The organism is Salmonella sp. SA15303, from assembly GCF_029962125.1.
GTDB lineage: Bacteria > Pseudomonadota > Gammaproteobacteria > Enterobacterales > Enterobacteriaceae > Salmonella > Salmonella enterica.
In genome coordinates this window covers 4264880-4274972 of record NZ_CP123924.1, presented here as the reverse complement: position 1 = coordinate 4274972, position 10093 = coordinate 4264880, and the positions used below count along the sequence as shown (strand labels likewise).

12 protein-coding genes are annotated in these 10093 nt (G+C 53.1%); 8 read left to right on the top strand and 4 right to left on the bottom strand.

Going from position 1 to position 10093, the window contains the following annotated elements:
* The first annotated feature begins 5 nt into the window (after positions 1-5).
* The 7 genes from QEN31_RS20980 to QEN31_RS20950 all read left to right on the top strand — a co-directional run bounded on the left by QEN31_RS20980 (position 6) and on the right by QEN31_RS20950 (position 6367).
* The gene (locus tag QEN31_RS20980; RefSeq protein ID WP_000511982.1) at positions 6-704 is read left to right on the top strand and encodes a PspA/IM30 family protein; all 699 of its coding nucleotides are present in this window, start codon (positions 6-8) and stop codon (positions 702-704) included.
* Positions 704-1774, top strand: coding sequence for a potassium channel family protein (locus QEN31_RS20975; RefSeq protein WP_000899675.1), 1071 nt, complete (start codon positions 704-706; stop codon positions 1772-1774). The genes QEN31_RS20980 and QEN31_RS20975 overlap by 1 nt, the downstream gene beginning before the upstream one ends.
* Complete coding sequence (locus tag QEN31_RS20970) at positions 1747-2430, top strand: YjfK family protein (RefSeq protein ID WP_000090290.1); 684 nt, start codon at positions 1747-1749, stop codon at positions 2428-2430. Before QEN31_RS20975 ends, QEN31_RS20970 begins: the two co-directional genes overlap by 28 nt.
* 17 nt (positions 2431-2447) lie before the next feature.
* Positions 2448-2846 (top strand): DUF350 domain-containing protein, encoded by a 399-nt coding sequence (locus tag QEN31_RS20965; protein ID WP_000547737.1) that lies wholly within the window; start codon positions 2448-2450, stop codon positions 2844-2846.
* 9 nt (positions 2847-2855) lie between these two features.
* The gene (locus QEN31_RS20960; RefSeq protein ID WP_001085592.1) at positions 2856-3494 is read left to right on the top strand and encodes a DUF1190 domain-containing protein; all 639 of its coding nucleotides are present in this window, start codon (positions 2856-2858) and stop codon (positions 3492-3494) included.
* 2 nt (positions 3495-3496) lie between these two features.
* Positions 3497-4660: a glutathionylspermidine synthase family protein gene (locus tag QEN31_RS20955; protein WP_000943932.1), complete on the top strand. Its 1164-nt coding sequence runs from the start codon at positions 3497-3499 to the stop codon at positions 4658-4660.
* An 84-nt stretch (positions 4661-4744) separates the two neighbouring features.
* The gene (locus QEN31_RS20950) at positions 4745-6367 is read left to right on the top strand and encodes an isovaleryl-CoA dehydrogenase (protein ID WP_000118960.1); all 1623 of its coding nucleotides are present in this window, start codon (positions 4745-4747) and stop codon (positions 6365-6367) included.
* A gap of 44 nt (positions 6368-6411) precedes the next feature.
* Here QEN31_RS20950 and yjfN read toward each other — a convergent pair whose 3' ends face one another.
* Both yjfN and bsmA read right to left on the bottom strand, forming a co-directional pair.
* Entirely contained in the window at positions 6412-6687 is a 276-nt protein-coding gene (yjfN, locus tag QEN31_RS20945) for a DUF1471 family protease activator YjfN (protein ID WP_001518964.1), read from the bottom strand.
* 130 nt (positions 6688-6817) lie between these two features.
* Complete coding sequence (gene bsmA, locus QEN31_RS20940) at positions 6818-7147, bottom strand: biofilm peroxide resistance protein BsmA (RefSeq protein WP_000586836.1); 330 nt, start codon at positions 7145-7147, stop codon at positions 6818-6820.
* Positions 7148-7330: 183 nt separating this feature from the next.
* On the opposite strand from bsmA, the gene yjfP reads away from it, so the two are divergent.
* A complete protein-coding gene (yjfP, locus tag QEN31_RS20935; RefSeq protein ID WP_000560303.1) occupies positions 7331-8080 on the top strand; it encodes an esterase in 750 nt (249 codons plus the stop codon).
* Here the strand turns inward: yjfP and ulaR are convergent.
* Positions 8077-8832, bottom strand: coding sequence for an HTH-type transcriptional regulator UlaR (gene ulaR, locus QEN31_RS20930; RefSeq protein WP_000133618.1), 756 nt, complete (start codon positions 8830-8832; stop codon positions 8077-8079). The two genes, yjfP and ulaR, sit on opposite strands and share 4 nt — an antisense overlap.
* Before the next feature lie 104 nt (positions 8833-8936).
* The gene (gene ulaG, locus QEN31_RS20925; protein WP_000049161.1) at positions 8937-10001 is read right to left on the bottom strand and encodes an L-ascorbate 6-phosphate lactonase; all 1065 of its coding nucleotides are present in this window, start codon (positions 9999-10001) and stop codon (positions 8937-8939) included.
* Positions 10002-10093: the final 92 nt, after the last annotated feature.

Genomic DNA, 10093 nt, shown 5'->3' with positions numbered 1-10093 from the left:
CTTACATGGGAATTTTAAAAAGTTTGTTCACGTTAGGTAAATCATTCGTTGCTCAGGCAGAGGAAGCCATTGATGAAGCACAGGGTGTACGTATGCTGGAGCAGCATATTCGCGACGCAAAAGCCGAGCTGGATAAAGCGGGTAAATCCAGAGTGGATTTATTGGCGCGGGTGAAGCTAAGCCATGACAAGCTGAATGATTTACGTGAGCGTAAAGCCAGCCTTGAAACACGGGCGTTGGCGGCAATGAGTAAGAATGTCGACGCCGCTTTACTCAACGAAGTGGCGGAAGAAATAGCCCGTCTGGAAAATGCCATTCTTGCCGAAGAACAGGTGCTGACTAATCTGGAAGCCTCTCGCGATGCGGTGGAGAAGGCCGTAACGGCGACAGGCCAGCGGATTGCGCAGTTTGAGCAGCAACTTGAAGTGGTTAAGGCGACAGAAGCCATGCAGCGCGCGCAGCAGGCGGTGACGACCTCGACCGTCGGAGCCGCGTCGAATGTGTCTACGGCGGCGGAGTCGCTTAAACGTTTACAAACGCGTCAGGCTGAACGCCAGGCCCGGCTGGATGCCGCCGCGCAGCTGGAAAAAGTCGCCGATGGACGCGACCTGGATGAAAAACTGGCGCAGGCCGGTATTGGCGCAACCAATAAAAGCAATGCTCAGGGTGTGTTGGCGCGTTTACAGCGTCAACAAGGCGAATAATGCTCTTTACGTGGATTGTCAAAACCTGCCAGCGTCATTTGTCCAGACTGACCTGGCCCGCTTTGCTGGGCCTGTTTATCGGGCAGTATCTGCTTTGTTATCTGGTGCTGCGCCTGTTGCGCGAAAGCGCGTTGGTGAGCCAGTTAAGCGATTTTATCTATTACTGCTCGGTGGTGGGTTCCACATTAGGTTTTGGCGATCTTAGCCCGCAGACGGCGCCAGGACGTCTGTTCACCGCGCTGTGGCAAATTCCGGTTAGCGTCGGGTTGTTCGGCGCGTTAATGGGAAAAGTGATTGCGCAGGTACAGGGAATGTTAGCGAAAGGAATAACGGGCATGGGCGATTATCGCCATTTACACCATCATATGCTGGTGATTGGCTGGCGGGGTCATCAAACCGAAAAGATGATCTCATTGCTGCTATATGACAAGCGGCGTGCCTTTGAACGGGTTCTGCTGTGCGAACTGGAAGATATTCAGCATCCGCTGCCGGGTAATAACTGGGTGGATTTTATCCGCATCAGCAACTTTAACGATCCGCAGGAACACCAGCGCATGGGGCTGGAGCAGTGCCAGAGCGTGATTATTTTCGCTCGTACCGATGAGCAGACCTTCACGGCGGCGCTCTCGCTGGCAGACTATGTACCCGCGCAGTGCCATATTGTGGTTTATCTGGAAGACGAGCGTTATGCCGGATTACTGGAAACCCACTGCCCGCGCATGGAGATAGTCCGTAACCTTTCCGCTGAACAACTTTCCCGTTCCATTCAGGACCCAGGATCATCGCAATCTGTCGCTTCCATTATGAATCCGATGCTGGGCGATACCGGATTCGCGCTGCCTGTCCCGGCTTCTGTCGCGCCTATGCGATACGGCGCGCTAATGCGTTATATGAAGCTTCATCATGACGCGACGGTGCTGGGGATCAGTCACTGCAAGAATGGTCGTGGTATGGAATTGAATCCGGTGATTTCAACTGAAGTCAGAGGCGGTATGTGGCTACATCTGGTCGGTAATAATCGCATTCTGGCTGAAGAGGTCGCATGGCAAGAGATAGAGGTTCCCCTATGATGCAATTTTTTCAGCGTTTGCTCGGTAAAACAAGCGCGCCAGCGCCGATTCGCGGACCATTAGGATTACATCTTAACGCCGGTTTCACGCTGGATACGCTGGCATTTCGGCTACTGGAGTCGTCGTTGCTGGTGGCGCTACCGGGTGAAAAATACACTGTCGCGGCAGCGAGTCGCATAGATTTAGGCGGCGGCAGTCAGATTTTTCGCTACTACACCTCTGGCGATGAGTTTCTACAAATTAACACCACTGGCGGCACGGATGTTGACGACATTGATGACATCAAACTTTTTGTATATGAGGAAAGTTTCGGTATTAACGAGGAACGTCACTGGCGTTCAGCCATTGCGCCAGCGGCAATAGGGCCGATGACGCTCAACTGGCAAGAACGGCGCTGGCAGCGCTTTTTTAACCATGAAGAGCCGGGCAATATTGAACCTGTCTACATGCTGGAAAAGGTTGAAAATCAGCAGGCAGAGAAATGGGACGTTCACAATTTTACGATGGGCTTCCAGCGCCAGGTGACGGATGACGCCTGGGAGTATCTTCTATTGAACGGGGAAGAATCATTTAATGAGCGCGGTGAGCCTGAATGGGTGTTTTCACGCGCCCTCGGCGTGGATATCCCGCTCACTTCACTGACGGTTATTGGTTAAGCACATACAGGGAAATTATGCATATACTGGACGCATTACTGGCTTTCTGCGCCTATTTTTTTATTGGCGCGGCAATGGTCATTGTATTTCTTTTTATTTACTCAAAGATAACGCCGCATAATGAATGGCAGTTGATAAAAAATAACAATACTGCGGCATCGCTGGCCTTTAGCGGTACGTTGCTGGGCTATGTCATCCCCTTATCCAGCGCGGCGATAAACTCGGTCAGTATCCCGGACTATTTTGCCTGGGGCGGCATTGCGCTGGTGATTCAACTGCTGATTTATGGTTGCGTAAGGTTATACATGCCTACGCTGAGCGAAAAAATTATTCATCACAACGTGGCGGCGGGGCTATTTATGGGAACCGCAGCGCTGGCTGGCGGTATTTTTAACGCTGCCTGTATGACATGGTAACGGAAGATCATGGCAAAAAAACGAAAATCCAGAAGCACATCCGGCGTAGGCCATTCGGCAATAAGACGAATAGCCGAACCGGTCAATCCCTTTGAGCGGCAACGAAATCGCTACACGCCAAAATGCCTGACGCTGGCGATTATGGGTGGAGCGGCCTTTTTTCTCCTGAAAGGGTGCGGTGATGGCGGCAATAGTGACAACGACGGCGATGGGACGTTTTACGCCACGGTGAACGACTGTATTGACGATGGCAATAGCGCCAGCGTTTGCGCTGACGGCTGGAATAATGCGAAAACAGAATTTTACGCTAATGTGCCTAAGCAATTGACGCAGGAGCGCTGTCAGACGCAGTTTGGCGATTGCTACTTTGATATTACCGAGCGGAGCTGGGTTCCGGTATTAAGCGGCTTTTTACTCAGCCGCGCGATTCGTCAGAACCGTGATGAACAATACATCTATAGCAGCGGCGGTTCATCTTATGTCTCCCGTCCCGTCTGGCGCACCACATCCGGCGACTATGCGTGGCGCAGCGGCACAGGGAAAAGCGATACCGCGACCAGCCCTGGTTATATCACACGGAAAGCGTCCACCGTCTCCCGCGGCGGCTATGGCCGTTCTTCCAGCGCCCGCGGGCACTGGGGAGGCTAACCATGCTACGACACAACGTACCGATACGTCGGGATCTGGATAAGATCGCCTGCGATCACGGTTTTGACTTTCATGTTATCGATAACGAAATTTACTGGGATGAAAGCCGGGCCTACCGTTTTACATTACGGCAAATTGAAGAACAGATCGAAAAACCGACCGCAGAGCTTCATCAGATGTGTCTGGAGATTGTCGAGCGGGCCGTCCGGGATGAGCAGAGCATGCAGCAGCTGGCGATCCCGCCATTGTACTGGGATGTCATCGCCGAAAGTTGGCGCAGCCGCGATCCTTCGCTTTACGGGCGGATGGATTTCGTCTGGTGCGGCAAAGATCCGGTTAAATTGCTGGAATACAATGCGGATACGCCGACGTCGCTCTATGAGTCCTCCTACTTTCAATGGCTATGGCTGGAGGATGCCCGTCGTAGCGGCGCCATCCCGCGTGATGCCGATCAATACAACGCGATACAGGAGCGGCTGATCGCCCGCTTCAGCGAGCTGTACAGTCGGGAACCGCTCTACTTTTGCTGTTGTGAAGATACCGACGAAGATCGCACGACGGTGCTGTACCTTCAGGATTGCGCGCAGCAGGCGGGGCAGGAAACGCGATTTATCTATATTGAAGAACTGGGGCTTGGCGTAGGCGGCGTGCTGACCGATCTGGACGATAACGTGATTCGCCGCGCCTTTAAGCTCTACCCGCTGGAATGGATGATGCGCGATGACAACGGCCCGCTGTTGCGAAAACGTCGTGAGCAATGGATTGAGCCATTGTGGAAAAGTATTCTGAGTAACAAAGGGCTGTTGCCGTTATTGTGGCGCTTTTTCCCTGGCCATCCGAATCTTCTGCCGGCCTGGTTTGAGGGCGAAAAATCGCTCGCAGCGCCAGGCGAAAGCAGCGTACGGAAGCCGATTTATTCACGTGAAGGCGGCAACGTCACGATTTTCGACGAGCGGCAAAATGTTATCGATCATGCCGACGGCGACTACGCTGACGAGCCGATGATTTACCAGGCGTTTCAGCCTTTGCCGCGCTTTGGCGATAGCTATACGCTGATTGGCAGTTGGATCATTGACGATGAAGCCTCCGGGATGGGGATTCGCGAGGACAATACGCTAATTACCAAAGACACTTCCCGTTTCGTCCCACATTATATTGCCGGTTAATCATACTTTTGTGATCTTGCTCCGGCGTCAATGGCGCAGTCATGACCATACTTGACTTCAGCGCCATTGAAGGAGGGAGACACCATGTCCTGGCAAACACATACCGTCTTTAATCAACCTGCTCCGCTCAATAACAGTAACTTATTCCTGTCTGATGGCGCGCTGTGTGAAGCGGTTTCCCGGGAAGGCGCGGGATGGGATAGCGATCTTCTCGCCAGCATTGGCCAACAACTGGGAACGGCAGAATCACTGGAACTGGGGCGTCTGGCGAACGCGCATCCTCCTGAGTTGCTGCGTTACGATCCCCAGGGACAGCGTTTGGATGACGTTCGCTTTCATCCCGCCTGGCACCTGTTGATGCAGGGGCTTTGCGCTAATCGGGTACATAACCTGGCCTGGGAGGAGGAGGCAAGGGCGGGAAGTTTTGTCGCCCGGGCGGCGCGTTTTGTATTACATGCTCAGGTAGAAGCGGGAACACTCTGTCCTGTCACGATGACCTTTGCCGCGACACCGTTGCTATTGCAGATGCTTCCCGCCACTTTCCATGACTGGCTGGCGCCGCTGCGCAGCGATCGCTACGATTCGCATTTGCTGCCGGGCGGGCAAAAGCGGGGTCTGCTCATCGGCATGGGAATGACGGAAAAGCAGGGCGGATCGGACGTACTCAGTAATACGACCCACGCGGAGCGGCTGGCGGATGATTCATATCGGCTGGTGGGACATAAATGGTTTTTCTCTGTGCCGCAAAGTGATGCGCACCTCGTGTTGGCGCAGGCAAAAGGAGGACTATCCTGTTTCTTTGTGCCGCGTTTCCTGCCAGATGGGCAACGGAACTCTGTTCGTCTTGAACGCCTGAAAGATAAACTCGGTAATCGATCTAATGCCAGCGCCGAAGTCGAGTTTCAGGATGCTATCGGCTGGCGGCTGGGAGAAGAGGGCGAAGGGATTCGGCATATCTTAAAGATGGGCGGTATGACGCGTCTTGACTGCGCGCTCGGGAGTCATGGCTTAATGCGGCGCGCATTTTCAGTCGCCATTTACCATGCTCATCAGCGTCAGGCTTTTGGTAAGCCGCTGATCGATCAACCGTTGATGCGACAAACCTTAAGTCGTATGGCGCTATGCCTGGAGGGGCAGACGGCGCTTTTGTTTCGGCTGGCGCGCGCCTGGGAGCAACGTCGCGAGGCGAAAGAGGCATTATGGGCGCGATTATTCACGCCAGCGGCGAAATTCGCCATCTGTAAGCTGGGAATCCCTTTTGTGGCTGAGGCGATGGAGGTTCTCGGCGGGATGGGGTATTGCGAAGAGAGCGAACTCCCGCGCCTGTACCGTGAAATGCCGGTGAACAGTATCTGGGAAGGTTCCGGCAATATCATGTGTCTGGATGTACTGCGGGTGCTGACAAAACAACACGGCGTCTATGACGTATTGAGTGAAGCTTTTGCGGAAGTCAAAGGTCAGGATCGCCATTACGACCGCGCGGTACGTCAGCTACAGCAACGTTTACGCAAACCGGACGAAGCAATGGGCAGAGAGATTACGCAGCAGCTTTTCTTGCTGGGGTGCGGAGCGGAAATGCTGCGTCATGCCTCGCCGCCGCTGGCGCAAGCGTGGTGTCAGATGATGCTGGATACACGCGGCGAAATGCCGCTGCCTGCCCAGGTGCAAAATGATTTACTGTTAAGGGCGACCGGGGGACTGCGGTAACGTTTGACCTGTAGTACATGCCATCCGGCGCGAGCCACGCGGCATCAGGCATAGAGTATCGCCTGTACGCGCCAGTTATCCGACTGTTGTTCTTCATACATTTGAATAATTCTGTACCAGGACGCACCCTGTTCATCGGCTTTCAGGGCGATAATCCGCTCTACATCCTGTGGGTTTCCTGCAACATTACTGACCGAGATCAGGCCGATTTCATTCAGACCCGTTACGCAGTCAGCACTGGCGAATTCGGCAGACTGTGCCGTCGTACTCACCAGTCCGGCAGAAAGCAGCAGTGAGGATAAGGCAAGTTCTTGTTTCATCGTCAGCTCCTTATTACATACCCCGCATTTAACAGGACGCTCCATCACGGTAAACCTGTTTGTTTATTGTGCACAGGTAAACGCATAAGGGCGCAAAGCAATGTAAAACTGACTAAAAATCAATCTACTGTTATTGACGATACAAAATGGCTTGTGAATACCACTGGCCGGTTACAACCGTTTCATCAACCATTAAGATAACGTAATAATCGGCTTTCGCAGCGACGGCTTTCGCTCTGATTTCATCTATTGCATCATCCGGGGAGCCCCGAACCAGCGCGCTTACGGTCCCCATCCGCTGTAGTCCTTGCGTTTGATCGCGACGGATTTCCTGCGGGTGATCGGCGACAGGCGGCGCAGGTTGCGGCGTACCCTGCAGCACGCTACACGCGCTTAATAACAGCGCTGCTATCAATGAAGCAAACCGACGCATAACTCTATCTCGTTTCCTGATAATCATAGTGTAATGCCTTATTGATTTCCCTTTAGGGGGAATGTTCCCGAAGTGTTACCTGTCACGCGATTTTCGAATGAAAACGTTGCGAAAGCGTAACCCAGTTCTCAAACATTATGAATTATTGCGCTATCCATAAACTTGCGTTAAGTATTTCTCCGTGGCATACCGGATAAAAAGGAGAGAATAATGATAGCGATTGAAACACGACAATTAGCCGGAGGCGTCGTACTACATGCCTTCCCGGAAGGGAAACGCGCCGTGCCGCTTCCCTGTGTGGTGTTCTATCATGGCTTCACCTCCTCCAGCCTGGTTTATAGTTATTTTGCCGTTGCCCTGGCACAGGCAGGATTCCGGGTAGTCATGCCGGATGCGCCGGAGCATGGCGCTCGCTTCGGCGGCGACTCACAGGGACGAATACACCGATTCTGGCAGATTCTGCACCAAAACATGCAGGAATTTACGACGTTACGTGCGGCGATTCAGGCGGAAAACTGGCTACTTGACGGGCGGTTGGCGGTGGGCGGCGCATCCATGGGCGGTATGACGGCGCTGGGCATTATGACGCGTCACCGAGAGGTAAAATGCGGGGCCAGTTTAATGGGGTCGGGCTATTTTACCGGGCTCGCCCGGACGCTTTTCCCGCCGTTATCCCCGCAGAACCCGGCACAGCAGGCGGAATTCGACAATATCATCGCGCCGCTACGTGAATGGGAAGTCACACACCAGTTAGAGCGACTGGCCGACAGGCCGCTTCTGTTGTGGCATGGTCAGGAGGATGACGTGGTGCCTGCTATCGAAACCTTCCGGCTCCAGCAGGCACTCGCCGCGGCGAAGCTGGATAAGCATGTGACCTGTTTATGGGCCGCAGGCGTGCGGCATCGCATTACGCCAGAAGCGTTGTCGGCGACGGTAGCGTTTTTCCGACAGCATCTTTAAACGCGGAGTATGCTTACACCCTGGGCTTCAAGCTGTTGCAAAACCTGCGGATTGGCATTTTTGCCGGTAATCAGCATAGCGATCTGATCGGCGCGGCTGAACAGCATCCCCGCGCGCTCGCCAATTTTACTGCTATCGACCAGCGCGACCAGTTTCCCGACGACGCTGAGCATTTTTTGTTCCGCCATGGCGGTTAGCATATCGGTCTTGTACAGGCCATCTGCGGTTAAGCCCTTTCCGCTGGTAAACATCCAGTGGCCAGCATAGAGACTGTTTTCACTTCCCTGCGGGCTCAGGGTAATCGACTGGCTTTTATTATACTGACCACCCATGATAATCACGCTGTCATGCTCTTGATCGATCAGATAATTCGCCAGCGGCAGATAGTTGGTAATGATCTGTACCGGCTTCCCGCACATTTCACGCCCCAGCAGGAAAGCGGTGGAGCCGCAGTTAATCACTACGCTTTCACCCGGGTTTACCAGCTGCGACGCCGCTTTCGCGATGCGTACTTTTTCATCGTGGTTTTGCGCCTGGTGCAGATTCATCGGCGTCCAGCGGGGCCGCTGTTGGGTAATGGCCTCTGCGCCGTTGCGCACTTTTTTAAGTTTCCCGCTTTCGTCGAGCTTGTTGATGTCGCGGCGCGCTGTCGCCGGGGAGATCCCCAGACGCTCAATCACGTTTTCGACGGTAACAAAGCCCAACTGTGCCAGCATATCCAGCAGTATTTGATGTCTTTGTGCTTCAGTCATGAGCTATTCCGATACAAATTGATTTGAAAAGATGATATTTGAAATAGCCTGGAAATACTAAAGTAAATGGAAAAAATGCCGGGTAATCCCGGCATGATATCGACTCACAGGAAGGATTTGAACGGTAGATCGGGTTCAATGGTAAAGCAATCGTCAAACCCACGCGGATAGTGGTATTCGAAATTGTCTTTATCCAGCGGCCAGGTAAACTTGCCGCCAACCTGCCAGATAAACGGTTTAAAACCATACTTCAGGCGATCTTTCTTCATTTCCCATAGCACGCGGATCTCTTGCGGATCGGCCTGGAAGTTCGACCAGATATCGTGATGGAACGGGATCACCACTTTGGTATTCAGCGATTCCGCCATGCGTAAAATATCCGCGCTGGTCATTTTGTCCGTAATACCGCGCGGGTTTTCACCGTAAGAACCGAGCGCGACATCAATTTGATGTTCGTTGCCGTGTTTCGCGTAGTAGTTGGAATAGTGAGAATCGCCGCTGTGATAGAGATTGCCGCCCGGCGTTTTAAACAGATAGTTAACCGCGCGTACATCCATGCCGTCCGGCAGTACGCCAGCGGCTTTCTGATCGGCGGGCAGGGTGATTAATGCGGTGCGGTCAAAGGCATCAAGCGCATGAATTTCAATATCTTTCACTTTCACGACATCGCCCGGTTTTACCACGATGCAGCGTTCTTTCGGCACGCCCCAGCCAACCCATAAATCCACGCAGGTCTGCGGGCCGATAAACGGAACATCATCGGCGCAATTCTGCATTACGGCAGCCGCGACATTGACGTCAATGTGATCGTTATGGTCGTGGGTCGCCAGGACGGCGTCAATCTGACGGATAGCGAAAGGATCGAGAACAAACGGCGTGGTGCGCAGGTTAGGCTGTAATTTTTTGACGCCAGCCATACGCTGCATCTGGTGGCCGGTTTTCATCAACGGATTACCGTGGCTCTGTTTACCGGTACCGCACCAGAAATCGACGCATACGTTAGTGCCGCCTTCAGATTTTAGCCAGATCCCGGTACAGCCCAGCCACCACATAGCGAACGTACCCGGCGCGACCTGCTCTTGTTCAATCTCTTCGTTCAGCCAGCTTCCCCACTCCGGAAACGTGCTCAGAATCCATGATTCACGCGTGATGCTTTGTACTTTACTCATCGCATTTACCTTCATGTTTGTTCAAAATGGTTCAAAACGTGATTTGTTTTGATTAATCCTGACACTATTTTCTCAAGAAGGCAATGGGCTAT

What these genes read in the sequence shown, in the direction of transcription:
- QEN31_RS20955 (WP_000943932.1), top strand. Translation starts at nt 3,497, where the DNA reads ATGCTACGACACAACGTACCGATACGTCGGGATCTGGATAAGATCGCC.
- ulaR (WP_000133618.1), bottom strand. Translation starts at nt 8,832, where the DNA reads ATGACTGAAGCACAAAGACATCAAATACTGCTGGATATGCTGGCACAG.
- yjfN (WP_001518964.1), bottom strand. Translation starts at nt 6,687, where the DNA reads ATGAAACAAGAACTTGCCTTATCCTCACTGCTGCTTTCTGCCGGACTG.
- QEN31_RS20965 (WP_000547737.1), top strand. Translation starts at nt 2,448, where the DNA reads ATGCATATACTGGACGCATTACTGGCTTTCTGCGCCTATTTTTTTATT.
- QEN31_RS20950 (WP_000118960.1), top strand. Translation starts at nt 4,745, where the DNA reads ATGTCCTGGCAAACACATACCGTCTTTAATCAACCTGCTCCGCTCAAT.
- yjfP (WP_000560303.1), top strand. Translation starts at nt 7,331, where the DNA reads ATGATAGCGATTGAAACACGACAATTAGCCGGAGGCGTCGTACTACAT.
- QEN31_RS20975 (WP_000899675.1), top strand. Translation starts at nt 704, where the DNA reads ATGCTCTTTACGTGGATTGTCAAAACCTGCCAGCGTCATTTGTCCAGA.
- ulaG (WP_000049161.1), bottom strand. Translation starts at nt 10,001, where the DNA reads ATGAGTAAAGTACAAAGCATCACGCGTGAATCATGGATTCTGAGCACG.
- bsmA (WP_000586836.1), bottom strand. Translation starts at nt 7,147, where the DNA reads ATGATTATCAGGAAACGAGATAGAGTTATGCGTCGGTTTGCTTCATTG.
- QEN31_RS20960 (WP_001085592.1), top strand. Translation starts at nt 2,856, where the DNA reads ATGGCAAAAAAACGAAAATCCAGAAGCACATCCGGCGTAGGCCATTCG.
- QEN31_RS20980 (WP_000511982.1), top strand. Translation starts at nt 6, where the DNA reads ATGGGAATTTTAAAAAGTTTGTTCACGTTAGGTAAATCATTCGTTGCT.
- QEN31_RS20970 (WP_000090290.1), top strand. Translation starts at nt 1,747, where the DNA reads ATGGCAAGAGATAGAGGTTCCCCTATGATGCAATTTTTTCAGCGTTTG.